This window comes from Streptomyces brasiliensis, assembly GCF_014647875.1.
Lineage (GTDB): Bacteria > Actinomycetota > Actinomycetes > Streptomycetales > Streptomycetaceae > Streptomyces > Streptomyces brasiliensis.
Genome location: NZ_BMQA01000009.1, coordinates 83,467 through 106,173, shown reverse-complemented (window position 1 = coordinate 106,173; position 22,707 = coordinate 83,467). Strand labels below are relative to the sequence as shown.

General features: G+C 70.8%; 23 protein-coding genes and 1 pseudogene. 8 read left to right on the top strand and 16 right to left on the bottom strand.

Annotated features, from left to right (window positions below; genetic code table 11):
* Nucleotides 1-47 precede the first annotated feature (47 nt).
* Nucleotides 48-1,079 carry a LacI family DNA-binding transcriptional regulator gene (locus IEZ19_RS16600; protein ID WP_189311952.1) on the bottom strand — a complete coding sequence of 344 codons (1,032 nt, stop codon included), beginning with the start codon at nt 1,077-1,079 and terminating at the stop codon, nt 48-50.
* Nucleotides 1,080-1,185: 106 nt separating this feature from the next.
* Between IEZ19_RS16600 and IEZ19_RS16595 the strand changes: the two genes are divergently transcribed.
* From IEZ19_RS16595 to IEZ19_RS16580, 4 genes are all read left to right on the top strand, one after another.
* Nucleotides 1,186-2,517: an ABC transporter substrate-binding protein gene (locus IEZ19_RS16595; protein WP_189311951.1), complete on the top strand. Its 1,332-nt coding sequence runs from the start codon at nt 1,186-1,188 to the stop codon at nt 2,515-2,517.
* 95 nt (nt 2,518-2,612) lie between these two features.
* Nucleotides 2,613-3,428, top strand: a complete 816-nt coding sequence (locus tag IEZ19_RS16590; protein ID WP_373296992.1) for a carbohydrate ABC transporter permease — start codon at nt 2,613-2,615, stop codon at nt 3,426-3,428.
* Nucleotides 3,429-3,432: 4 nt separating this feature from the next.
* A complete protein-coding gene (locus tag IEZ19_RS16585) occupies nt 3,433-4,332 on the top strand; it encodes a carbohydrate ABC transporter permease (protein ID WP_189311950.1) in 900 nt (299 codons plus the stop codon).
* A 50-nt stretch (nt 4,333-4,382) separates the two neighbouring features.
* A complete protein-coding gene (locus IEZ19_RS16580) occupies nt 4,383-6,680 on the top strand; it encodes a beta-xylosidase/alpha-l-arabinosidase (protein WP_189311949.1) in 2,298 nt (765 codons plus the stop codon).
* 3 nt (nt 6,681-6,683) lie between these two features.
* On the opposite strand, the gene IEZ19_RS16575 is transcribed toward IEZ19_RS16580, so the two are convergent.
* The 4 genes from IEZ19_RS16575 to tsaB are packed head-to-tail and all read right to left on the bottom strand — an operon-like array spanning nt 6,684 to nt 9,187.
* Nucleotides 6,684-6,941: a hypothetical protein gene (locus tag IEZ19_RS16575; RefSeq protein WP_189311948.1), complete on the bottom strand. Its 258-nt coding sequence runs from the start codon at nt 6,939-6,941 to the stop codon at nt 6,684-6,686.
* Nucleotides 6,938-8,035, bottom strand: a complete 1,098-nt coding sequence (gene tsaD, locus IEZ19_RS16570; protein WP_189311947.1) for a tRNA (adenosine(37)-N6)-threonylcarbamoyltransferase complex transferase subunit TsaD — start codon at nt 8,033-8,035, stop codon at nt 6,938-6,940. The genes IEZ19_RS16575 and tsaD overlap by 4 nt, the downstream gene beginning before the upstream one ends.
* A complete protein-coding gene (gene rimI / locus IEZ19_RS16565) occupies nt 8,028-8,534 on the bottom strand; it encodes a ribosomal protein S18-alanine N-acetyltransferase (protein WP_189311946.1) in 507 nt (168 codons plus the stop codon). Before rimI ends, tsaD begins: the two co-directional genes overlap by 8 nt.
* A complete protein-coding gene (tsaB, locus tag IEZ19_RS16560; RefSeq protein WP_189311945.1) occupies nt 8,531-9,187 on the bottom strand; it encodes a tRNA (adenosine(37)-N6)-threonylcarbamoyltransferase complex dimerization subunit type 1 TsaB in 657 nt (218 codons plus the stop codon). Before tsaB ends, rimI begins: the two co-directional genes overlap by 4 nt.
* 113 nt (nt 9,188-9,300) lie before the next feature.
* Between tsaB and IEZ19_RS16555 the strand changes: the two genes are divergently transcribed.
* Nucleotides 9,301-9,861, top strand: coding sequence for a hypothetical protein (locus IEZ19_RS16555; RefSeq protein ID WP_189311944.1), 561 nt, complete (start codon nt 9,301-9,303; stop codon nt 9,859-9,861).
* Nucleotides 9,862-9,879: 18 nt separating this feature from the next.
* Here the strand turns inward: IEZ19_RS16555 and IEZ19_RS16550 are convergent, their stop codons facing one another.
* From IEZ19_RS16550 to IEZ19_RS16520, 7 genes are all read right to left on the bottom strand, one after another.
* A complete protein-coding gene (locus IEZ19_RS16550) occupies nt 9,880-10,053 on the bottom strand; it encodes a hypothetical protein (protein ID WP_189311943.1) in 174 nt (57 codons plus the stop codon).
* Nucleotides 10,054-10,188: 135 nt separating this feature from the next.
* Entirely contained in the window at nt 10,189-10,701 is a 513-nt protein-coding gene (gene tsaE, locus IEZ19_RS16545; RefSeq protein ID WP_189311942.1) for a tRNA (adenosine(37)-N6)-threonylcarbamoyltransferase complex ATPase subunit type 1 TsaE, read from the bottom strand.
* 87 nt (nt 10,702-10,788) lie between these two features.
* Nucleotides 10,789-12,024, bottom strand: coding sequence for an alpha/beta fold hydrolase (locus IEZ19_RS16540; RefSeq protein ID WP_189311941.1), 1,236 nt, complete (start codon nt 12,022-12,024; stop codon nt 10,789-10,791).
* Between the two features lie 100 nt (nt 12,025-12,124).
* Nucleotides 12,125-13,306 (bottom strand): alanine racemase, encoded by a 1,182-nt coding sequence (gene alr / locus IEZ19_RS16535; protein ID WP_189311940.1) that lies wholly within the window; start codon nt 13,304-13,306, stop codon nt 12,125-12,127.
* A gap of 32 nt (nt 13,307-13,338) precedes the next feature.
* On the bottom strand, nt 13,339-14,787 hold the full coding sequence (locus tag IEZ19_RS16530) for an NAD(P)H-hydrate dehydratase (RefSeq protein WP_189311939.1): 1,449 nt from the start codon (nt 14,785-14,787) through the stop codon (nt 13,339-13,341).
* A 16-nt stretch (nt 14,788-14,803) separates the two neighbouring features.
* Nucleotides 14,804-15,175 carry a holo-ACP synthase gene (locus IEZ19_RS16525; RefSeq protein ID WP_189311938.1) on the bottom strand — a complete coding sequence of 124 codons (372 nt, stop codon included), beginning with the start codon at nt 15,173-15,175 and terminating at the stop codon, nt 14,804-14,806.
* A 33-nt stretch (nt 15,176-15,208) separates the two neighbouring features.
* Nucleotides 15,209-15,622 carry an ATP-binding protein gene (locus IEZ19_RS16520; RefSeq protein ID WP_189311937.1) on the bottom strand — a complete coding sequence of 138 codons (414 nt, stop codon included), beginning with the start codon at nt 15,620-15,622 and terminating at the stop codon, nt 15,209-15,211.
* Between the two features lie 137 nt (nt 15,623-15,759).
* Between IEZ19_RS16520 and IEZ19_RS16515 the strand changes: the two are divergent.
* Together IEZ19_RS16515 and IEZ19_RS16510 are read left to right on the top strand one after the other, a co-directional pair.
* Nucleotides 15,760-16,604: pseudogene (locus IEZ19_RS16515) on the top strand (helix-turn-helix domain-containing protein).
* 7 nt (nt 16,605-16,611) lie between these two features.
* Nucleotides 16,612-16,833, top strand: coding sequence for a DUF397 domain-containing protein (locus IEZ19_RS16510; RefSeq protein WP_189311936.1), 222 nt, complete (start codon nt 16,612-16,614; stop codon nt 16,831-16,833).
* Here IEZ19_RS16510 and glmS read toward each other — a convergent pair.
* Nucleotides 16,794-18,641, bottom strand: coding sequence for a glutamine--fructose-6-phosphate transaminase (isomerizing) (glmS, locus tag IEZ19_RS16505; RefSeq protein ID WP_189311935.1), 1,848 nt, complete (start codon nt 18,639-18,641; stop codon nt 16,794-16,796). The two genes, IEZ19_RS16510 and glmS, sit on opposite strands and share 40 nt — an antisense overlap.
* Before the next feature lie 211 nt (nt 18,642-18,852).
* On the opposite strand from glmS, the gene coaA reads away from it, so the two are divergent.
* Nucleotides 18,853-19,821 carry a type I pantothenate kinase gene (gene coaA / locus IEZ19_RS16500; RefSeq protein ID WP_189312129.1) on the top strand — a complete coding sequence of 323 codons (969 nt, stop codon included), beginning with the start codon at nt 18,853-18,855 and terminating at the stop codon, nt 19,819-19,821.
* A 151-nt stretch (nt 19,822-19,972) separates the two neighbouring features.
* On the opposite strand, the gene glmM is transcribed toward coaA, so the two are convergent.
* From glmM to rplM, 3 genes are all read right to left on the bottom strand, one after another.
* Nucleotides 19,973-21,331: a phosphoglucosamine mutase gene (gene glmM / locus IEZ19_RS16495; RefSeq protein ID WP_189311934.1), complete on the bottom strand. Its 1,359-nt coding sequence runs from the start codon at nt 21,329-21,331 to the stop codon at nt 19,973-19,975.
* Nucleotides 21,332-21,499: 168 nt separating this feature from the next.
* Nucleotides 21,500-22,012 carry a 30S ribosomal protein S9 gene (gene rpsI, locus IEZ19_RS16490; protein WP_093905249.1) on the bottom strand — a complete coding sequence of 171 codons (513 nt, stop codon included), beginning with the start codon at nt 22,010-22,012 and terminating at the stop codon, nt 21,500-21,502.
* A 42-nt stretch (nt 22,013-22,054) separates the two neighbouring features.
* Entirely contained in the window at nt 22,055-22,498 is a 444-nt protein-coding gene (gene rplM / locus IEZ19_RS16485; protein ID WP_189311933.1) for a 50S ribosomal protein L13, read from the bottom strand.
* Between the last annotated feature and the right edge of the window lie 209 nt (nt 22,499-22,707).

Genomic DNA, 22,707 nt, shown 5'->3' with positions numbered 1-22,707 from the left:
GCCAACTCACCCCGCCCGACAGCCCACAGCCCCTTCGCCCAAGCCCGCTAAACCGCCGGCGGCGCCCCCGTGCTGCTGCGGACCACCAGGCTCGTCGCCAGTTCCACCCGGGTCGCCGTCGGGGTTTCCTCCTCGCGGCCCAGGTCCAGCACCAGGCGGGCCGCTGCCTCGGCCATCTCCGTGAGGGGCTGGCGCACCGTCGTCAGCGGGGGGCCGACCCAGCGGGCCACCGGGAGGTCGTCGAAGCCGACCACGCTCAGGTCCTCCGGGATGCGCAGGCCCAGTTCGCGTGCCGCCTCGTACAGGCCCAGCGCCTGGAGGTCGTTGCCGGCGAAGATCGCGGTGGGGCGGTCCGGGCGGCGCAGCAGTTCCAGGCCCAGCCGATAGCCGGCCTCGTGATGAAAGTCACCTGTGCCGATCAGCGACGGGTCGACCGGCAGCCCGGCCGTCTCCAGCGCCGCCCGGTATCCGTCCACCCGGGCCCGGCTGCACATCATCCGGGACGGTCCGCTGAGCGCGCCGATGCGGGTGTGGCCCAACTCGACCAGGTGCCGGGTCGCGGCGAGACCGCCCTGCCAGTTGGTGGCACCTATCGACGGCACATCGGTGCCCGGATCGCCCGCCGGGTCCATCACCACGAACGGGATCGACCGGCTCGTCAACAGCGCACGCTGGGACTCGTCGAGGCCGGACAGCACGAGGACCACACCATGCGGACGGCGCGCGGCGACCTGGTCGGCCCAGGTCCGGCCCGGCGTGAGTCGTCCGGCAGACTCGGACAGAACTACACTAAGACCCGCATCCCGGGCCACGTTCTCCACGCCCCTTATGACCTCCATCGCCCACGCGCTCTCCAACTCGTGGAAGACCAGGTCGATCAGGGGCGAACGGGAAGCCTCGGCACGCCGCCGCCGATAGCCGTACGAGCGCAGCAGCTCCTCGACACGGGTGCGGGTCGAGGGTGCGACGTCGGCGCGGCCGTTGAGGACCTTCGAAACAGTCGGAGCCGACACCCCGGCCTCGCGGGCGATTTCGGCGAGCGTCGCCGTCTGCGTTTCTGCGGGCTTCCCAGACTTCATGCCCGGGATCGTAACCCTGCGAGACCTCTTGACGAACCCCCTCTTCCGCCATACGTTCCCGGAACATTCGTAACTCAATCCGAAACATTCGCGAGAGGCCTGGTCCATGGAGTCCACCACGTCCAACGGCGGGCGTACGTTCAGCAGGCGCTGGGTGCTCGGCGCCGGTGCCACCACACTTCTCACCGCCGGACTCTCGGCCTGCGGCTCCTCTGGAGGCTCCGGGAGCGGCGGCGGCACGATCACCGCGTTCGTGTACGGCGACGACGCGGTCAAGGTCCAGGTCAAGGCCATCGACCGGTTCAACGCGTCGGCCGCCGCCAAGAAGGCCAAGGGCAAGATCAAGCTGGAGAAGGTGCCCGGCGCCGAGTACCCGGCCAAGCTGCGCACCGCGATGGGCTCCCCCAACGCCCCCGACGTGTTCTTCAACTGGGGCGGCGGCTCGATCAAGGCGTACAAGGACGCGAACCAGCTGATCGACCTCACCGACATCATCAAGTCGGACTCGGTCCTCAAGGACGGCTTCCTGCCCTCGGTCCTCGCGGCCGGCGGCCTGAGCGGGCACAACTACGGCATACCCATGCGCGGCATGCAGCCCGTGATCCTCTTCTACAACAAGTCCCTCTTCGCCGAGCACAAGCTCACCCCGCCCACGACCTGGGACCAGCTGCTCGACATCAACGCCAAGCTCAAGAAGGCGAAGATCACCCCGTTCGCGCTCGGCGGCGCGGACGTCTGGCCCGAGCTGATGTGGCTGGAGTACCTGGTCGACCGCATCGGCGGCCCCCAGGTCTTCGAAAAGATCAAGAACGGCGACGCCTCCGCCTGGGGCGACCCGGCCGTCCTCAAGGCCGCCGAGACGGTCAAGCAGCTCATCGACGACGGCGCCTTCGGCAAGGGCTTCAGCTCGGTCGCCTACACCAACGGCGGCGCGCCGGCCGTCTTCGCCAAGGGCAAGGCCGCGATGCACCTGATGGGCTCGTGGGAGTACTCGACGCAGCTCGGCAAGTTCCCCGACTTCGCCAAGAAGGACCTCGGCTGGTTCGCGTTCCCCTCGATCGAGGGCGGCGCCGGCGACATCCGCAACGTGGTCGGCAACCCGACCAACTACTGGTCGGTCAACGCCCGTACGTCCAACAAGGACGCGGCGCTGGCCTTCCTGCGCGAGTGCGCCTCGGAGCAGTACGCCAAGGACCTGGTCGCCAACGGTGACATCCCGACCACGGCGAACGCCGAGAAGCTGCTCGACGCCTCGCCGAACCCGGAGTTCGCCAAGTTCCAGTACAAGATGGTGCAGCAGGCCCCGGCGTTCACGCTGAGCTGGGACCAGGCGGTCGACCCGAACGTCTCGACGCCGATGCTCACCGAGATCAACAAGCTGTTCGTCGGGAAGTCCTCGCCGAGCCAGTTCGTGACGGCTCTGAAGGGTCTGAAGTGAGCACCACCGCAGTGAAGGGCGGCTCGCGCGTCGACGCGGGCCGCCCGCCCCGCGGCTCGCAGGCCAAGGCGGGCCGTCCGCACGCGGCACTGGCCCTGCCGGCCGTTCTGTTCTTCGCGTTCTTCGCCATCGCCCCCATGGTGCTGGCGTTCTACCTGTCCTTCACCAAGTGGAACGGCCTCGGCGACCCCGAGCCGGTGGGCTTCGCCAACTGGCAGAAGCTGCTGACCGACGACCGGCTCGCCCAGTCCCTCACGGTCACCGTGCTGCTGACCGTGGTGAGCTGGGTCTTCCAGACCGTCATCTCCCTGCTGCTCGGCGTCTGGGCGGCGGGCCGGCAGAAGAACCGCGCGATCCTGTCGGCGATCTTCTTCGTGCCGTTCCTGCTGTCCTCGACGGCGATCTCGCTGCTCTTCTACGCCCTGCTGGACCCGAACTTCGGCATCATCCGCGGCGACACCCTCGGCTCGACCAACGGCGCCTTCCTGGCGATCGTGTTCGTCGGCGGCTGGCAGTTCATCCCCTTCCACACCCTGATCTACCAGGGTGGTGCACGGCAGATCCCCGAGGTCCTCTACCAGGCCGCGGCGATCGACGGCGCGGGACGCGTCCGCCAGTTCTTCTCGATCACCCTGCCCCAGCTGCGCAATACCGTGGCCACGTCCAGCGTGCTGATGGTCGTCGGCTCGCTGACCTACTTCGAGACCGTCCTGATCCTGACCCAGGGCGGCCCCGGCACCGACACGGCGATCCTGCCGTACCTGATGTACGAGGCGGGCTTCAAGAGCTACGACTTCGGCTACGCGAGCGCCATCGCCTCCTTCCTGGTGGTGGCCGCGACCCTGCTGTCCCTGCTCATGGTGAAGCTGTCCGGCTTCGGCGCGATGCGCAGTACCCGGGAAGGAATGTGACTAAATGTCACACGATACGTTGCCTCGTCCCGTGAAGACCCCCGACGTGCCCGCCGGGCGGCCCACCGGGCGCCGCCGCAGGCACTGGACCCAGCGTGCCAACCCCTTCGCCGGAGTGAGCACGTTCATCTGGCTCGTCGTCGTGATCGTCCCGATCTACGCGATGATCTCGGCCTCGCTCACCAAGCAGGACGAGGCGCTGGGCAACAACGCCCTGAAGCCTCCGAGCGATCCGACGCTGGACAACTACAACACCGTCCTGCACAACGGGTTCGGCCACTTCCTGTGGAACACGATCGTCGTGGCCGCGGCGGTCGTGGCGATCGTCCTCGTCCTGTGCGTGCCGCTCTCCTACGTCGCCGTACGGACCCGGAACATCTGGGCCAGCTCGGCCTTCCGGATGTTCCTGATGGGCGTGGCGATCCCGGCGCAGGCCGTCGTGGTCCCCCTCTACCTGATGATCGCCAAGCTGAACCTGTACGACAGCCTCCTCGCGATCATCCTGCCGACGGCCGCCTTCGCGATGCCGGTGTCGGTGCTGATCCTCACCGGCACCCTGCGGGACATCTCGGAGGAGATGTACGAGGCCATGGCCCTGGACGGCGCCTCGACCACGCGCATGCTGTTCCAGCTGGTCATCCCGATGACCAAGGGCGGCATCAGCACCGTCGTCATCTACTCCGCGCTGCAGGCGTGGAACGGCTTCCTCTTCCCGCTGATCTTCACCCAGTCCGACGGCCCGCGCGTGCTGACCCTCGGCCTGTTCAACTACGTGAGCCAGTTCGGCGTGAACATCCCCGCCCTGCTCGCCTCGGTCGTCCTCTCCGGCATCCCCATCTTCGCCGTGTACCTGGTGGCCCGCCGCGCGCTGGTGGGCGGCCTGATGGGCGTGGGCGGCAAGTGATCCCGCACCACCCCGGGCAGCCCACCCCCCTCCCCCCTGACAGGAGTTCCATGACCACCGCCCCCTGGCGCGACCCCAGCCTGCCCGCCACCGCCCGCGTCGACGACCTGCTCTCCCGGATGACCCTGGAGGAGAAGACGGCCCAGCTGTACGGCGTGTGGGTGGGCGCCGACACGGACGGCGACGGAGTGGCGCCCCTCCAGCGCGAGATGAGCTCCGACTACGACTGGGACGAGCTGATCACGCTGGGACTCGGCCAGCTGACCCGCTCCTTCGGCACCGCGCCCGTGGATCCGGCGCTGGGCGCGCAGGCCCTGGCCCGCGCCCAGCGCCGCATCGCTGACGCGGGCCGTTTCGGCATTCCCGCCGTCGCGCACGAAGAGTGCCTCGCGGGCTTCACGGCCTGGCAGGCGACGGCCTACCCCGTGCCGCTGGCCTGGGGCGCGACCTTCGACCCGGACCTGGTCGAGGTGCTGGGCGACCGCATCGGTCACGACCTGCGCTCGGTCGGTGTCCACCAGGGCCTGGCGCCCGTCCTCGACGTGGTCCGCGATCTGCGCTGGGGCCGGGTGGAGGAGACGATCGGCGAGGACCCGTACCTCGTCGGCACGATCGCCACGGCGTATGTACGGGGCCTCGAGGGCGCCGGGATCGTCGCCACGCTGAAGCACTTCGCCGGATACGCGTCGTCGGCCGGCGCGCGGAACCTGGCGCCGGTGCGGGCGGGCGTCCGTGAGTTCGCGGACATCACGCTTCCGCCGTTCGAGATGGCGCTGCGCGAGGGCGGCGCCCGTTCCGTGATGGCGGCGTACACCGAGACGGACGGCGTCCCCGCGTCGGCCGATCCCCGGCTGCTGACCGAACTCCTGCGTGAGCAGTGGGGGTTCGACGGCACGGTCGTCGCCGACTACTTCGGCATCGGCTTCCTGGAGACGCTGCACCGGGTGGCCGGCAACCCGGCCGAGGCGGCGCACGCGGCGCTGGAGGCCGGCATCGATGTCGAGCTGCCGTCGCTGAAGTGCTACGGCAAGCCGCTCGTGGCCGCCGTACGGGAGGGGACGGTCCCCGAGTCCCTGGTGGACCGCGCCGCGCGCCGGGTCCTGCTGCAGAAGTGCGAGCTGGGCCTGCTGGACGAGGACTGGCAGCCGGAGACCGGCAGCGCTGTCGACCTGGACTCGACGGCCAACCGCGCCCTGGCGCGCCGCCTGGCCGAGGAGTCGGTGGTCCTCCTCGACAACCCGGACGGCATCCTGCCGCTCACCCCGGACACCCGCATAGCCGTGGTGGGCCCGCGGGCGGCCGACGCTCTCGCCATGCTCGGCTGCTACTCCTTCCCGTCCCACGTGCTCACGCACCACCCCGAGGTGCCGATGGGCGTCGACATCCCCACGGTCCTGGACTCCCTGCGCACCGAACTCCCGGACGCCAAGGTGACGTTCGCGGAGGGCTGCGGGGTGTCCGAGCCGGACCCGTCGGGCATCGCGGAGGCGGTGGCACGGGCGTCGGAGGCGGACGTGTGCGTGGCCGTCCTGGGCGACCGGGCCGGTCTGTTCGGCCGAGGCACCTCGGGTGAGGGCTGCGACGCGGAGGACCTGCACCTGCCCGGCATCCAGGGCGACTTGCTGGACGCGCTGCTCGGCACCGGCGTACCGGTGGTCCTGGTCCTGCTGACCGGACGCCCGTACGCGCTGGGCCGCTGGCAGGACCGGCTCGGCGCCGTCGTCCAGGCGTTCTTCCCGGGCGAGGAGGGCGGCTCCGCGGTGGCGGGCGTCCTGTCCGGCCGGGTCAACCCCTCGGGCCGCCTCCCGGTGAGCGTGCCGCGCACCCCCGGCGGCCAGCCGTGGACCTACCTCCAGCCGCCGCTGGGCCTGGCGGGCGAGGTCAGCAACCTGGACCCGACCCCGCTGTACCCCTTCGGCCACGGCCGCTCGTACACGACGTTCGAGTGGCAGGACTTCGAGGGCCCGGACGCGGAGATCACGACGGACGGTACGTACGACGTCTCGGTGACGGTCCGCAACACCGGCGACCGGGAGGGCACGGAGGTCGTTCAGCTGTACCTGCACGACCCGGTGGCCTCGGTCACCCGCCCCGACGTCCGCCTGATCGGCTACCAGCGCGTGGACCTGGCAGCGGGCGAGTCCCGCCGGGTGACGTTCCACTTCCACTCGGACCTGTCGTCCTTCACGGACCGAGCGGGCCACCGGGTGGTGGAACCGGGCGCGCTGGAACTCCGCCTGGGCACCTCGAGCGCGACCCCGCAGCACACGACCCACCTGACCCTGACGGGCCCGGTACGGGAAGTGGGCACGGACCGGCGGCTGCGCTGTGAGACCGAGGTGAGCTGAGGCTCAGCCGACGCCCACCGACCCGAACCGCCAGCGGTGCACCGCGCGGGTCACCAACTCCCCGGACGGCTCAGGCAGTTCGGGGAGTTCGGCGTCGTACGGCGCGTCCCACCACGTGATGACGAGGACCCGGTCCTCCGGGGCGCGGAAGGTCTCGCGGCGCAGCGGCTGCTCGGGGAGCCCCTGCTCACGTGCCCACGCGAGCAGCTCCTCGCCCCGGCCCTCCGCGGCACGCGCCTCCCACATCAGGGCCACCGTCACGAGTACAGGTTCTCCTTGCTGATCTCGTGCACATGGTCGTGGGTGTGGGACTCGCCCGGCACGTGTGACTCCGTCACCGGGAGTGAGGAGTCCGCCGAGAGGTCCCAGTCGGAGGCTGCTCGGCCGCGGGCCACCATTTCGGCGCCGAGTGCCGCCACCATCGCCCCGTTGTCCGTGCACAGCTTGGGGCGGGGCACGCGCAGCCGGATGCCCGCCGCCTCGCAGCGTTCCTGGGCCAGGGCCCGCAGCCGGGAGTTGGCCGCCACGCCGCCGCCGATCATCAGGTGGTCGACGCCCTCGTCCTTGCAGGCCCGCACCGCCTTGCGGGTCAGGACGTCCACCACGGCCTCCTGGAAGGAGGCGGCCACGTCCCGCACCGGCACCTCCTCGCCCGCAGCCCGCTTCGCCTCGATCCAGCGGGCCACGGCCGTCTTCAGGCCGGAGAAGGAGAAGTCGTACGCCGGATCGCGCGGCCCCGTCAGACCGCGTGGGAAGGCGATCGCCTCCGGGTCGCCCTCGCGCGCGTAACGGTCGATGACCGGCCCGCCGGGGAAGCCCAGGTTCAGCACGCGGGCGATCTTGTCGAAGGCCTCGCCCGCCGCGTCATCGATCGTCGCGCCCATGGGGCGTACGTCCGACGTGATGTCCGAGGACAGAAGCAGGGACGAGTGACCGCCGGACACCAGCAGCGCCATCGTCGGCTCCGGCAGCGCTCCGTGCTCCAGCTGGTCCACGCAGATGTGCGAGGCCAGATGGTTCACGCCGTACAGCGGCTTGCCCAGCGCGTAGGCGTACGCCTTCGCGGCCGAGACCCCGACCAGCAGCGCGCCCGCGAGACCGGGACCCGCCGTGACGGCGATCCCGTCCAGGTCCCTGGCGCCGATCCCCGCCTCCTTCAGCGCGCGGTCGATCGTCGGGACCATCGCCTCCAGGTGCGCGCGGGACGCCACCTCGGGCACGACCCCGCCGAAGCGGGCGTGCTCGTCGACGCTGGACGCGACGGCGTCCGCCAGCAGCGTGGTGCCCCGGACGATGCCGACGCCGGTCTCGTCACAGGAGGTCTCGATCCCCAGGACCAGGGGTTCGTCAGCCATTGATCTCGGTTCCTCGTACGGAATGGGAAGGGTCGGTCAGCCGCATCACCAGGGCGTCGACGTTCCCCGGCTGGTAGTAGCCGCGCCGGAAGCCGATGGGCTCGAAGCCGAAGCGCTCGTACAGCTTCTGCGCGCGGACGTTGTCCACCCGGCACTCGAGCATCACCTCGGCGCACTCGAAGGCGGTCGCGGCCCGCAGCAGCTCGGTCAGCAGCAGCGCGCCGAGCCCGGTGCCCTGGTGGTCGCGGGCGACGGCGATCGTCTGGATGTCGCCCAGCTCGCCCTGCGCCGCCAGGCCCGCGTACCCGACGAGCCGCTCGCCCTCGGCGGCCACGACATAGCGCCGGGTGGCCTCGGCGCCGCGGGCGTGGGCCAGCTCGGACCAGAACATGCCCCGGGACCAGGCGTCCTCGGGGAAGAGGTCCTTCTCCAGCTCGAGCACCGCGTCGATGTCCCACCAGCGCATCTCGCGCAGCGCGGTCTTCACGGGTTCGGTCACTTGGGGGTGACCACCTTGTAGTTCTTGGGGACCTGCGCGTCGGGCCGGCGCAGATACAGCGGCCGGGGCGCCGGCAGCTCCTCCCCCGCGGCCAGCTTCTCGGCGGCCAGGGAGGCGAGAGCGGCGGCGGAGACGTGCTCGGGCTCGTGGGCGCTCGGGAAGGTGTCCGGGTAGAGCAGCGCGCCCGCGCCGACGGCGGGCAGACCGGCCACCCGCTCGGTGATGTCGGCGGGCCGGTCGACGGCCGGGTCCGTCACCCGTGTGCGTGAATCGGCGTACATCGCCCAGTAGACCTCCTTGCGCCGGGCGTCGGTCGCCACGACGAAGGGGCCCTTCTCGATGTCGGCCGCGTACGCGAGCCCGTCGAGCGTGCACAGGCCGTACACGGGCACGCCGAGCGCGAGGCCGAAGGTGTCGGCGGTCATCAGTCCGACGCGCAGCCCGGTGTAGGGGCCGGGCCCGATGCCGACGACGATGCCGGTGACGGCGTCCAGCGTGAGCCCCGCCTCGGTGAGCACACGGTCGACGGCGGGCAGCAGCAGCTCACCGTGCCGACGCGCGTCGACCTGACTGGACGAGGCGAGGACGGCCGTACCGTCGTGCAGCGCGACGGTCACGGCGGGGGTGGCGGTATCCAGAGCGAGCAAGAGCACGCAAACAGCCTACGGCTCCCGCGCCTCATGCATCGCCGCCCGGAACAGGCGGTGACCGACTGCTACGGTCTGTACGAAGTAGGACATATGACGCGAGGCAGAGGTGGACCCACGTGGCAGGCACCAGCGCGGCAATCGTGGCCGGGCTCACCGCGGCGGCCGTCGGCACGGTCGGCGTCCTCGCCTACCAGGCCTCGGCGAACGTCCCGCCCGCCCTCGGCGGCGGCCCCACCTCCAGCGCCTCCCCCTCGGTCGCCGCCTCCAAGGCGCCCCGCGACCGGAACGACCCCACCGCCCTGCCCGCCGCCTCCGGCAGGGGTGAACGCGTCGTGTACTCGGTGGACGACGACCGGGTCTGGCTGGTCGGCGGGCGCGGCAAGGTCCAGCACACGTTCCGGGTGGCCCCGGGCAACGTCGACCCGGCCCCGGGTTCGTACGTCGTGACGTCACGCTCGAACGCGATCATCGGCACGGACGGCCGCCCCGTCGAGCACGTCGTCCGCTTCACCAGCGTCGACGGCGTGGTCGTCGGCTTCAGCGCCGCCGTGAAGGACACGGCACCGGCCCCCGGCTCCACGGACCTGAAGGTGGGCGCGATCCGCGAGACGCGCGAGGACGGCGAGGCGATGTGGCAGTTCGCAACGATCGGGGTGAAGATCGTGGTGATCCGCTGACTGCGGGTGCCCTGACGGCTAGGCCGCGTGAGGGTGCTCGCCGTGGTGGTCCGACCGGGGCGCCTTCGGTTCGGGGTCCCGTGGCGGTTTGGAGATCACGTCCGCGGCCGCGCAGGAGGCCAGCAGGTCGCGCATCGAGACCGCGGGGGCCGGGTGCGGCCGCGGCTGCGCCGGGGGCTGTGGGATGGGCATGGACGCCTCCTGACGAGCGGGGGCGGGCGTAGTTAGGCAGACCTAACTACGATCTGGATACCATGTGACCACGCTCGCCACGGCCGGCGCAATATCTTGCCGACGGCCTGTCGGAATCTTGTCGCGCAGACTCGCTCAGGCGGACAGCACTCCGAGGTCCACGCTCGCCCACCGCTCCCCCAGTCCGGTGACCGTCACGTGCCGCACCTCGTCCGCGGTGTCTCCGACGGCCCGGTGGATCACCACCTGCAACCGGTCGTCGGTCAGCTCCTCGACCTTGCCCTCGCCCCACTCGACGACGATCACCGAGTCGGACAGCGAGACGTCCAGGTCGAGGTCCTCCATCTCGCCGAGACCGCCGCCCAGCCGGTACGCGTCCACGTGGACGAGCGGCGGGCCGTCACCCAGCGACGGATGCACCCGGGCGATCACGAACGTCGGCGAGGTCACCGCACCGCGCACCCCGAGCCCCTCGCCGAGCCCGCGCGTGAGCGTCGTCTTGCCCGCGCCCAGCTCCCCGCTGAGCATCACCAGGTCGCCGGCCCGCAGCAGCTTGGCGAGCTTGCGGCCCAACTCCCGCATCTGCTCGGGGGAGTTGATGATCAATTGGGTCTCGACCGGGTCGTGCGGCGCTGCGCTTGCTTCCATCATCACTCACTTGCAGTAGTACACTGGTGACGTTCCGCAAGGAACCGGTTCGGGCTGAACCGCAGTCGGCAGACTGGAAGCCACCTCTCAGGAGGAGGCGGAGTCACAGCCACTTACCGTAGCCGCAAGTGGCACCGCACCAGTGCGGGCGAGCAGATCGGCGAGGCGGTCTATGACCACCTCCGGATGCTCCAGCATGACCAGATGCCCGGCGTCCGGCACCAGCACCAACTCGGCGCCGGGCAAACGGTCGGCGATGGCCTCGCTGTGCTCACTGGGTGTGACGAGGTCCTGCACCCCGGCCAGCACCAGCACCGGCATGTCCTCGAAGAAGGTCAGGGCCTCGGTCTTGTCGTGGTCGGTGAAGGCCGGGTAGAACTCGGCGACCACGTCGATCGGCGTGGACTCGATCATGCGCTCGGCGAACCGCTCCACCGCCGGGTCCACGTCCCGGGACGCGAACGAGTACCGCTTGATGATCCCGGCGAACAGGTCCGCCGTGGCCCGGCGCCCCTTCTCCACCAGCGCCGCCTGTGTCCCCAGCGCCTTCAGCACCCCGGGCAGCACCCGGCGCACCGCGTTGACCCCGGCGAGCGGCAACCCGAAGTTGACCTCGCCGAGCCGCCCGGACGACGTACCCACGAAGGCGGTGGCCACGACCCGGTCGCGGATCAGTTCGGGGTACTGGTCGGCCAGCGCCATCACCGTCATACCGCCCATCGAGTGGCCGACCAGCACGATGTGCCCCTCCGGCACGGCCGCGTCGAGCACGGCCTTCAGGTCCCGGCCGAGCTGGTCGATGGTGAGCGGTTCGTCGCGCTCGTGCTGGGCCACGCCCCGCCCGGACCGCCCGTGGCTGCGCTGGTCCCAGTGCACGGTCCGTACGACACCGCGCAGCGCCGCGCGCTGGAAGTGCCAGGAGTCCTGGCTGAGGCAGTAGCCGTGACTGAAGACCACGGTGACCGGGGCCGGTGCCTTGCGGCCGAAGAGCCGGCGTCTGCGGGGTGCCGAGCCTCCCTCGGGCTCGACGTCGTCGACCTCGTAGTACAGCTCGGTGCCGTCGTCGGCGTGCGCCGTGCCCGGGGTGCCGCGCAGCGTGCCGTACGGACCCGCCGAGTCCAGCACCAGCCGGGCCCTCCTGCGCATGCCGCGCCCGACGGTCATCCTCTCTATGGCGACGCCGGCGGCAGCGCCCGCGGCGAGCACCCCTATGGCGGCACCCGCGATGCCGGTCGCCCGGCGCCAGTTGCCGGCCACCCCCGCGGCGGAGACCACGGCCGCCGTGGCGGCGTCCGCGACGGCCTCCGCACTGCTCTCGCTCACGTACGCACTCCTGTCGCCGACGTCACGAACTCATGGTGATGGTGGTGCCGGGTGCGGTCGACGGGTACCCCCCGCCGTCACGACCACCCCCCTACGGGGTTTACCCGTCCTGTTCCCCGTTCACATAGACGCGGGGTACACGCGATCCGATCCGCGTCACGATTTCGTACCCGATCGTGCCCGCGGCCTGCGCCCAGTCCTCGGCGGTGGGCTCACCGCGGTCGCCGGGCCCGAACAGCACGGCCTCCGAGCCGATTTCGGGCTCGTCGCCGCCGAGGTCGACCACGAACTGGTCCATCGCGACCCGCCCGGCGACCGTCCGCCATTTGCCGCCGACGAGCACCGGACCGGTCCCTGAGGCATGGCGTGGGATGCCGTCCGCGTAGCCGACGGGCACCAGACCGAGGGTGGTCTCGCCCGGAGTGACGTAGTGGTGGCCGTAACTGACGCCGTGTCCACGCGGCGCGTGCTTCACGAGGGCCAGCGACGCCGACAGCGTCATCACCGGGCGCAGTCCGAAGTCGGCCGGGACGCCGAGCTCCGGGCTCGGCGAGATGCCGTACACCGCGCAGCCCGTGCGGACGAGGTCGAAGTGGCTCTCGGGGAGCGTGAGCGTGGCGGGCGAGTTGGCCATGTGCCGCACCTCGGGCCGTACGCCCCGCTGCTCGGCGTGTGCCACCATCTCGCGGAAGCGGGTGAGCTGTGCCGCGATGGAGGGATGCCCAGGCTCGTCGGCGCAGGCGAAGTGCGACCACAGTCCGGTGACGCGCAGCAGCCCCTCGGCCTCGGCACGCAGCGCCGCGTCGACCAGTTCCTCCCAGTCACCGCCGGGCTGGCAGCCGTTGCGCCCGAGGCCGGTGTCGGCCTTGAGATGCACGCGCGCGGGCGCGCCGGCCGCCCGGGCCGCCTCCGTCACCTCGCGCAGCGCCCACATCCCGCTGACCGAGACGTCCAGGTCGGCCTCGATGGCCTCCCGCCAGGGCCCGCCCGGGGTCCACAGCCAGCACATGATGCGCCCCGGCAGCCCGGCGGCGCGCAGCGCGAGGCCCTCCTCGGGCGTGGCGGTGCCGAGCCAGGTCGCGCCGGCCTGTACGGCGGCGCGGGCACACGGAACGGCCCCGTGACCGTACGCGTCGGACTTCACCACGGCCATCAGGGCGGCGCCCGGCGCGAGGGCACGCAGGGCACGGACGTTGGCCCGCAGGGCGGCCAGGTCGATCTCGGCGCGGGCGCGCAGGGGAGCGCTCGGCGCATGTGCTGTCGTGGTGACTGTCGTACTCATCGCGCCCCCAGTCTCTCAGAGGCCCCTCCGGGCTAGACCCCTGCGTCGCGTACGTCACGCCAGGCGGCGGGAATCGCGGCGGCGATGTCATGAGCCCCGGCCGGTGCTCCGTCCGCCGCATACCGCCCGGCGAGCCCGTGCAGATAGGCGGCCGCACTGCCCGCGTCCTTCGCCGGCAGCCCGGACGCCAGCAGCGACCCGGCCAGCCCCGACAGGACGTCCCCGCTGCCGGCGGTGGCGAGCCAGGCGGTCCCGGTCGCGTTGACGCGTACGGCACCGCCGCCCGGGTCGGCGACGAGCGTGGTCGAGCCCTTGAGCAGGACGGTCGCGTCATAACGGGCGGCCAGCTCGCGTACGGCGGACAGCCTCGCCCCCTCGACCTCCGCACGCTGCACACCGAGCAGCGCGGCGGCCTCTCCGGCGTGCGGGGTCATCAGGGTGGGCGCGGTACGGGCCCGTACGGCGTCCCGGTCGGCCAGTCGCAGCCCGTCGGCGTCGAGCAGCACGGGCACGTCCTCGGCCAGCACCTCCGCCACGGTGGCGGCGTCGTCCCCGGCGCCGGGCCCGGTGACCCAGGCCTGCACGCGACCGGCCTTGTGGGGCCCCCGGTCGGAGACGAGGGCCTCGGGGAATCGGGAGATCACGGCGGCATCGGCGGGCCCCACATACCGCACGGCCCCCGCCCCACCCCGCAGAGCACCGGCGACGGCGAGCACGGCGGCCCCGGGATACCGAGCGGACCCGGCGGCGATCCCCACCACCCCCCGCCGGTACTTGTCGCTCTCCGCACCGGGCGAGGGCAGCAGGCCGGCCACGTCGGCGTGCTGAAGGGCCTCCAACTCGGGCTCGACGGGCAGCTCGAGCCCGATCGGGACGAGCCGCACGGACCCGGCGAGTTCACGGGCGGGATCGATGAGCAGCCCGGGCTTGTGGGTCCCGAAGGTGACGGTGAGGTCGGCCCGCACGGCCTCCCCCAGCACCTCCCCACTGCCGGCCTCGACCCCGCTGGGCAGATCGACGGCGACGACGGCGGCACGGGAGCGGTGGGCGGCACCGGCAAGCCGGGCGGCATCGGGCCGCAGTCCCCCCTTCCCCCCGATCCCGACGATGCCGTCGAGAACAAGGTCGGCGTGAGAGATGCGGGAGATGACGTCGTCCCCGCTGTCTGCCTTCACGGCGAGTCCACCCGCCCGGCGGAGCGCGGCGAGGCCACCGGAGTGGGCCCGCTCGGGCGAGAGCAGGACGGCGGTCACCGCCGCCCCGCGCCGGGCGAGCCGTGCCCCGGCGTACAGGGCGTCGCCGCCGTTGTCGCCGCTGCCGACGAGCAGTACGACGCGGCGGCCGTAGACGCGCCCGAGCAGGTCGGCGCAGGCGGCGGCGAGCCCGGCGGCGGCACGTTGCATGAGGGCACCGTCCGGGAGGGTCGCCATCAACTCCCGTTCGGCCGTCCTGACTGTCTCAACGCTGTAGGCGGTACGCATGCGACCGAGTCTGCCGTCACCCTTCGGCGACGACCACTGCCGACGCGACGCCGGCGTCATGGCTGAGCGACACGTGCCAGGACCGCACACCGAGCTGCGCGGCACAGGTCGCGACGGTCCCGGTGACTCTCAGCCGGGGCTGCCCGGACTCCTCGACGTACACCTCGGCGTCCGTCCAGTGCAGCCCGGACGGCGCACCGAGCGCCTTGGCGAGGGCTTCCTTGGCGGCGAAGCGGGCGGCGAGCGATGCGATACCGCGCCGCTCACCGCTGGGCAGCAACAACTCACTCTTCAGAAACAGCCGATCGGCCAGTCCGGGCGTACGGTCCAGGGACGCCCGGAACCGATCGATCTCGGCCACATCGATACCTACGCCGATGATGCTCATGGGGGCACCTTACGGGGGTTGACGGCCCACCCCTCACGCCACCGCCAGCTCACACCACACCACCTTCCCCCGGTTCCCGTTCCTGGTCAGCGGCTGCCAACCCCACACGTCAGCACAAGCCCGCACCAGCGCCAGACCCCGCCCCTCCTCCGCCTCCCCCACCTCCTCCCAATCCAACGGCGGCCCCGGCGGCTCCGGATCCGCATCCCACGCCCCGATCCGCAACACCCCCGACCCCCACCGCACCCTGAGCGCCGCCGGCCGCTTCGTGTGCCGCACCGCATTCGACAGCAGCTCCGCCGCGAGCAGCTCCGCGACATCCACCAGACCGATCAGACCGTGCAGGGTCAGGATGAGGCGCAGGGTGTGGCGGCTCACCGTAACCGCACGGAGGTCATTCGGGATGTACAGGCAGTACTCCCACGGCTCGTTCCCGGCTTCGGGCATGCGTCAACTCCGTTCCGCAGTGTGTGCGTTACGTCACCGACGGTAGACCTGAAAGTTTCGGTGTAGCAAGCCGATCGCGTAACGTAACCCCGAACGAGTCGCATGCGCAGGCGTGTTGGACCCAGGGAGCGAGCACCATGTCGACGAGGCGCGAACCAACGGCACGTCAGTTGCGGCTGGCAGTCGAACTGCGCAGACTCCGGGACGCCGCAGGCCTGAGCGCTCGCGAGTCAGCCGCGCTGCTCGGGGTGAGTTCCGTACAGATCAGCCAGATCGAGGCCGGCCTGACGGGCGTGAGCGAGAAGCGCCTGCGCCGCCTCACCTCGAACTACGCCTGCACGGACCCCGGACTCATCGACGCCCTGGTCACCATGGCGACCGATCGCACACGCGGTTGGTGGGAGGAGTACCGAGGCCTGCTGCCCACGCCGTTCCTCGACCTCGCCGAACTGGAGCACCACGCCACGTTCCTCCGCGAGGTGCAGTTCCTGTTCATCCCGGGCCCGCTCCAGACGGAGGACTACGCACGCGCCGTCTTCGCCCACCGCGTCCCCGAACTCCCCTGCGAGGAGCTGGCGTTGCGCGTCCGCCACCGCATGCAACGCAAGGTGATCCTGGAAACCCCCACCCCCTACGAGGCGGTCGTCCACGAAGCGGCCCTGCGCATCATGGTCGGCGACCGCGCGTCCTCACGAACCCAGCTCGCCGCGCTTCTCGAACTCTCCGAGGCGGACCATGTCACGGTGCGCGTCATCCCCTTCGCCCTGGAGGGGTTCGCAGGCGCCGCGAGCACGATGACGTACGCGGGAGGTCCCGTGCCGAAGCTGGACACCGTCGTACGCGACGCACCTCAGGCGCGGCCTTCGTCGACTCCGAAGCCCAACTCGGCGCCTTTCGAACGCTCTTCCGTAAAGTGGAGGCTGATTCCCTCGACCCCGAGCGGTCGCGCGACTTCATCCACGGACTGGCGAAGGAGCTGTGAGGCACCCATGGACACCCCCGGCAACTGGCGGAAGTCGTCCTACTCCGGCCCCGGTGACGGCGACTCCTGCGTGGAGATAGCTAACTCCCCCACCCACGTCGCCATACGCGACTCAAAAACCCCAGCCCAAGCAACCCTCACCTTCCCCACCGAAGCCTTCGTCACCTTCGTCGCCGCCCTGAAGCCCGCTCACTCCACCGTCACCGACTTCGCCAGGTTCCGCGGCTGATCCACCTCGTTGCCCCGGGCGGTGGCCAGCTCGCAGGCGAAGACCTGCAACGGCACTGTCGCCACCAGCGGCTGGAGCAGTGTCGGTGTCGCCGGGATGCGGATCAGGTGGTCGGCGTACGGGGCCACCGCCTCGTCGCCCTCCTCCGCGATCACGATCGTCCGCGCACCCCTCGCCCGGATCTCCTGGATGTTGGAGACGATCTTGTCGTGGAGGATCGACCGGCCCCGGGGCGAGGGGACGACCACGACCACCGGGAGGTCCTCCTCGATCAGCGCGATCGGGCCGTGCTTCAACTCGCCCGCCGCAAAACCCTCGGCGTGCATGTACGCCAGTTCCTTCAGCTTGAGCGCGCCCTCCAGGGCCACCGGATAGCCGACGTGCCGGCCCAGGAACAGCACCGTCTTCTTGTCGGCCAGGGAGCGGGCCAGGGCCCGTACCGGCTCCATCGTCTCCAGGACCTGCTCGACCGCTCCCGAGATGCGCGACAGATCGCGGATGACCGCACCGATCTCGTCGCCCCACTTCGTCCCGCGCACCTGACCCAGGTACAGGGCGACCAGGTAGCAGGCCACCAGCTGCGTCAGGAACGCCTTCGTGGACGCGACGGCGACCTCCGGGCCCGCGTGCGTGTACAGCACCGCGTCCGACTCACGCGGGATCGTCGAGCCGTTGGTGTTGCAGATCGCCAGCACCTTGGAACCCTGCTCGCGGGCGTGGCGCAGGGCCATCAGGGTGTCCATGGTCTCGCCGGACTGGGAGATGGCGATGACCAGGGACTGGGCGTCCAGGATCGGATCGCGGTAACGGAACTCGCTCGCCAGCTCCACCTCGCAGGGGATCCGCGTCCAGTGCTCGATGGCGTACTTGGCGATCAGGCCCGCGTGGAAGGCCGTACCGCACGCGACGATGACGACCTTGTCCAGCTCGCGCAGTTCGGACGCGGAGATCCGGACCTCGTCCAGCGTCAGCGAACCGCCCGCGTCGATACGGCCCAGCAGCGTGTCGGCGACCGCCTTGGGCTGCTCGGCGATCTCCTTGAGCATGAAGTAGTCGTAGCCGCCCTTCTCCGCGGCCGACGCGTCCCAGTCGACGTGGTACGAGTGGACCTCCGCCGGGCGGCCGTCGAAGCCCGTGACCGTGACGCCGTCGCGGCGCAGCTCCACCACTTGGTCCTGGCCCAGCTCGATCGCCGACCGCGTGTGCTCGATGAACGCGGCGACGTCCGAGGCGAGGAACGCCTCGCCCTCGCCGACGCCCACCACGAGCGGGGAGTTCCGCCGGGCGCCGACCACCACGTCCGGCGCGTCCGCGTGCACCGCTACCAGCGTGAACGCGCCCTCCAGGCGGCGGCACACCAGCCGCATCGATCCCGCGAGGTCCGCCGTCGCGGAGAACTCCTCGGCCAGCAGATGCGCGACCACCTCGGTGTCGGTCTCGGACGCCAGTTCGTGGCCGCGCTCGGCCAGCTCGGCGCGCAGCGCGGCGAAGTTCTCGATGATCCCGTTGTGGACGACGGCGACCCGGCCCGCGTTGTCGAGGTGCGGATGCGCGTTGGCGTCCGTCGGGCCGCCGTGGGTGGCCCAGCGCGTGTGCCCGATGCCGGTGGAACCGGTCGGCAGCGGCCGCTCGAGCAGCTCCTTCTCCAGGTTGACCAGCTTCCCGGCCTTCTTCGCGGCGGCCAGCCCGCCGTCCGCCGGCACGGCGACGCCGGCCGAGTCGTACCCCCGGTATTCCAGCCGCTTCAGGCCGGCCATGACGACCTCTAGCGCCGACTGCGACCCCACATATCCCACGATTCCGCACATGCGCCGCAGCCTACGGGCCGAGCGGCGCGCGAAAGGGGCTTCGCGTGCCCGAAATCGGAAATTCCCACCGTCGTACGACCCCATCTGGACAGCGGTACGGTCCTGGGCGGACAGTGACCCTCGCTCCAGCCACAGCCGTACGTGACCGACCCCACCCTCCGCCCTGTTCAAACTCCGTTAACAATGGAATGTGATCTCTCCGGTCTCCTCGATGCCCCGGAGCGCCCACCGGCACAAGCCGGAGGCGACTCCCTACGTCGACCTCACCCGTGCCGAGTGGAGTGCGCTGCGCGACAAGACGCCGCTGCCGCTCACCGCGGAGGAGGTCGAGAAGCTGCGTGGCCTCGGCGACGTCATCGACCTCGACGAGGTGCGGGACGTCTACCTCCCGCTGTCCCGGCTGCTCAACCTCTACGTCGGCGCCACCGACGGGCTCCGCGGTGCCCTGAACACCTTCCTCGGCGAGAAGGGCTCCCAGTCGGGCACGCCCTTCGTCATAGGTGTCGCCGGTTCGGTGGCGGTCGGCAAGTCCACGGTGGCCCGGCTGCTGCAGGCTCTGCTCTCGCGCTGGCCCGAGCATCCGCGCGTGGAGCGGGTGACCACCGACGGCTTCCTGCTGCCCACCAAGGAACTGGAGGCCCGCGGGCTGATGTCCCGCAAGGGCTTCCCCGAGTCGTACGACCGCCGGGCGCTCACCCGCTTCGTCGCCGACATCAAGGCCGGCAAGGACGAGGTGACGGCGCCCGTCTACTCCCACCTCATCTACGACATCGTCCCCGACCAGCGGCTCACCGTACGGCGGCCCGACATCCTGATCGTGGAGGGCCTGAACGTCCTCCAGCCCGCCCTTCCCGGCAAGGACGGCCGCACCCGCGTCGGGCTCGCCGACTACTTCGACTTCAGTGTGTACGTCGACGCGAGCGGCGAGGACATCGAGCGCTGGTATCTCAGCCGGTTCAAGAAGCTGCGCCAGACCGCCTTCCAGAACCCGGCCTCGTACTTCCGCAAGTACACCCAGGTCTCCGAGGAGGAGGCTCTGGACTACGCCCGGACGCTCTGGCGGACCATCAACAAGCCCAACCTGGTGGAGAACATCGCCCCCACCCGGGGCCGCGCCACCCTGATCCTCCGCAAGGGCCCGGACCACAAGGTGCAGCGGCTGAGACTGCGCAAACTATGACCGCCACCCTGCGGGGATGCTGCATCTGCACCTGATCAGGCCGGCGGCCCCGGGCGGCATCGTCCTGGCGGTCACACTCACGCTGCCGCGCCCAGAAGTGGTTCTGGGCGTGGCAGTGCGGGCGTGCTCTTCGCCGTGCTCCCGAACTCGGTCAGCCGAGGGCCGACTTCACGGCGTCGGCCAACCGCCCCGCAACCGACCGGGCCTGCTCGATGTCCTGCGCCTCGACCATCACCCGTACCAGCGGCTCGGTCCCCGAGGGCCGGAGCAGTACCCGTCCGGTCGTCCCCAGCTCCCGCTCCGCCTCGCTCACGGCCGCCGCCAGATCCGCCGACGTCTTCACCCGCGACTTGTCCACGTCCGGCACGTTGATGAGCACCTGCGGCAGCCGCTCCATGACCGACGCGAGGTCGCGCAGCGTACGGCCGGTCTGAGCGACCCGGGCCGCCAGCAGCAGACCGGTGAGCGTGCCGTCACCCGTGGTGGCGTGGTCCAGGACGATCACGTGTCCGGACTGCTCGCCGCCGAGGGCGTAGCCGTGCTCCTTCATCTCCTCCAGGACGTACCGGTCGCCGACGGCGGTCTGCACGAGGTGGATGCCCTCGCGCTCCATGGCCAGTTTGAAGCCCAGGTTGGACATCACGGTCGCGACGACGGTGTCGGAGCGCAGTGCGGAACGCTCCCGCATCGCCAGCGCGAGCACGGCCAGGATCTGGTCGCCGTCCACCTCGACACCGGTGTGGTCGACGGCGAGGCAGCGGTCGGCGTCGCCGTCGTGCGCGATGCCGAGGCCGGCGCCGTGCTCGACGACGGCGGCCTTCAGCCGGTCCAGGTGGGTGGAGCCGCAGCCGTCGTTGATGTTGAGGCCGTCCGGCTCGGCACCGATGGTGACGACCTCGGCGCCGGCCCGCGAGAACGCCTCCGGCGAGACCCCCGAGGCCGCGCCGTGCGCCTCGTCGAGGACGATCTTCAGCCCGTCGAGCCGGTTCGGCAGGACGCCGAGGAGGTGGGTGACGTACTGCTCGAAGCCCTCGTCGTACGACCGGACACGCCCGACGCCCGCGCCCGTGGGGCGCTCCCAGGGCTCGCCGTGCCGGTGGGACTCGTACACGGCCTCGATGCGGTCCTCCAGCTCGTCGGCGAGCTTGTGGCCGCCGCGGGCGAAGAACTTGATGCCGTTGTCCGGCATGGCGTTGTGGCTGGCGGAGAGCATCACGCCGAGGTCCGCGCCGAGCGCGCCCGTGAGGTACGCCACGGCGGGCGTCGGAAGCACACCGACGCGCAGGACGTCCACGCCCGCGCTGGCGAGGCCGGCGACCATGGCGGCCTCCAGGAACTCCCCGGACGCGCGCGGGTCCCGTCCGACCACCGCCGTCGGCTTGTGGCCCTCGAAGGTGCCCGCCTCGGCCAGCACGTGGGCCGCCGCGACGGAGAGGCCGAGCGCCATCTCGGCCGTCAGGTCCGCGTTGGCGACACCGCGCACGCCGTCCGTGCCGAAGAGTCGTCCCACTTGTCCTCCTGAGGAAGCGTCAGTTGCGGCGGGCGCGTCAACCTGCGATAAACACTGGCCTTTGAGCATCTTGTGTCGTTATACGCCCTTGGACTGTGATAAACGAACGCCCCGGCGGCACTGTGGCGTGCCGCCGGGGCGTTCGGAGTACGTACAGGCAGCTGCGGATTAACGCTTGCTGTACTGCGGGGCCTTGCGGGCCTTCTTCAGACCGGCCTTCTTGCGCTCGACCGCACGGTCGTCGCGCTTGAGGAAGCCGGCCTTCTTCAGCGGGCCGCGGTTGTTGTCGACGTCCGCCTCGTTCAGCGCGCGGGCGACACCGAGACGGAGCGCACCGGCCTGCCCGGAGACACCGCCACCCGCGATGCGGGCGATGACGTCGTAGCGGCCCTCGAGCTCGAGCACCTTGAAGGGCTCGTTGACTTCCTGCTGGTGCACCTTGTTCGGGAAGTAGTCCTCGAGGGTACGACCGTTGATCTTCCACTTGCCGGAGCCCGGGACGATCCGGACGCGGGCGATGGCGTTCTTGCGGCGGCCCAGGCCGGCGGCCGGCTGGGGCTCGCCGAAGCGGGAGGCCAGGGACTCCGAGGTGTACTCGCCCTCGACGGGGACCTCGGACTCGGTGGTGTAGCTGTCGATGTCAAGCTCTTCGAGCGGCTGCTCGGCAGTGGTCTCGGCCACGATGCTCCTCAGATTCTCTTCAGTCTTAGGGGGTGGCCGGACTTACTGCGCGACCTGGGTGATCTCGAACGGCACCGGCTGCTGGGCGCCGTGCGGGTGCTGGTCACCCTTGTAGACCTTCAGCTTCGTGAGCATCTGACGGCCCAGGGAGTTCTTGGGGAGCATGCCCTTGACGGCCTTCTCGATGGCCTTCTCCGGGTTCTTGTCCAGCAGCTCGTCGTAGCGGACGGAGCGCAGACCGCCCGGGTAGCCGGAGTGGCGGTACGCCATCTTCTGGGTCCGCTTGTTGCCGGAGAGGTGCACCTTGTCGGCGTTGATGATGATGACGAAGTCACCAGCGTCGACGTGGGGGGCGTAGATCGGCTTGTGCTTGCCCCGGAGGAGGGTCGCTGCGGTGGTGGCGAGACGGCCCAGGACGACGTCCTGAGCGTCGATGACGTGCCACTGGCGCGTCACATCGCCGGGCTTGGGGCTGTACGTACGCACGGTTCGTAGCCTTCGCTTCTTCAGTGAATGGTCCTGACAAGGTCACCGAAGACGATCACGACAGCCCTGACCGCACTGCGGTGACGCAAACCGCGTGCTGGTCGCTGGTCATCGGCCCGGTGGACCGGTGTAAGGGCCGGGTCCGTGAGAAGAGCCAAGCCAATACACAACGAATAAGCAGAGTACCTGCGGCGCCACGGGCAGGTCAA

What these genes read in the sequence shown, in the direction of transcription:
- IEZ19_RS16600 (WP_189311952.1), bottom strand. Translation starts at nt 1,079, where the DNA reads ATGAAGTCTGGGAAGCCCGCAGAAACGCAGACGGCGACGCTCGCCGAA.
- IEZ19_RS16595 (WP_189311951.1), top strand. Translation starts at nt 1,186, where the DNA reads ATGGAGTCCACCACGTCCAACGGCGGGCGTACGTTCAGCAGGCGCTGG.
- IEZ19_RS16585 (WP_189311950.1), top strand. Translation starts at nt 3,433, where the DNA reads ATGTCACACGATACGTTGCCTCGTCCCGTGAAGACCCCCGACGTGCCC.
- IEZ19_RS16580 (WP_189311949.1), top strand. Translation starts at nt 4,383, where the DNA reads ATGACCACCGCCCCCTGGCGCGACCCCAGCCTGCCCGCCACCGCCCGC.
- tsaD (WP_189311947.1), bottom strand. Translation starts at nt 8,035, where the DNA reads ATGGCTGACGAACCCCTGGTCCTGGGGATCGAGACCTCCTGTGACGAG.
- IEZ19_RS16550 (WP_189311943.1), bottom strand. Translation starts at nt 10,053, where the DNA reads ATGCCCATCCCACAGCCCCCGGCGCAGCCGCGGCCGCACCCGGCCCCC.
- tsaE (WP_189311942.1), bottom strand. Translation starts at nt 10,701, where the DNA reads ATGGAAGCAAGCGCAGCGCCGCACGACCCGGTCGAGACCCAATTGATC.
- alr (WP_189311940.1), bottom strand. Translation starts at nt 13,306, where the DNA reads ATGAGTACGACAGTCACCACGACAGCACATGCGCCGAGCGCTCCCCTG.
- IEZ19_RS16530 (WP_189311939.1), bottom strand. Translation starts at nt 14,787, where the DNA reads ATGCGTACCGCCTACAGCGTTGAGACAGTCAGGACGGCCGAACGGGAG.
- IEZ19_RS16525 (WP_189311938.1), bottom strand. Translation starts at nt 15,175, where the DNA reads ATGAGCATCATCGGCGTAGGTATCGATGTGGCCGAGATCGATCGGTTC.
- IEZ19_RS16520 (WP_189311937.1), bottom strand. Translation starts at nt 15,622, where the DNA reads ATGCCCGAAGCCGGGAACGAGCCGTGGGAGTACTGCCTGTACATCCCG.
- IEZ19_RS16510 (WP_189311936.1), top strand. Translation starts at nt 16,612, where the DNA reads ATGGACACCCCCGGCAACTGGCGGAAGTCGTCCTACTCCGGCCCCGGT.
- glmS (WP_189311935.1), bottom strand. Translation starts at nt 18,641, where the DNA reads ATGTGCGGAATCGTGGGATATGTGGGGTCGCAGTCGGCGCTAGAGGTC.
- coaA (WP_189312129.1), top strand. Translation starts at nt 18,853, where the DNA reads ATGCCCCGGAGCGCCCACCGGCACAAGCCGGAGGCGACTCCCTACGTC.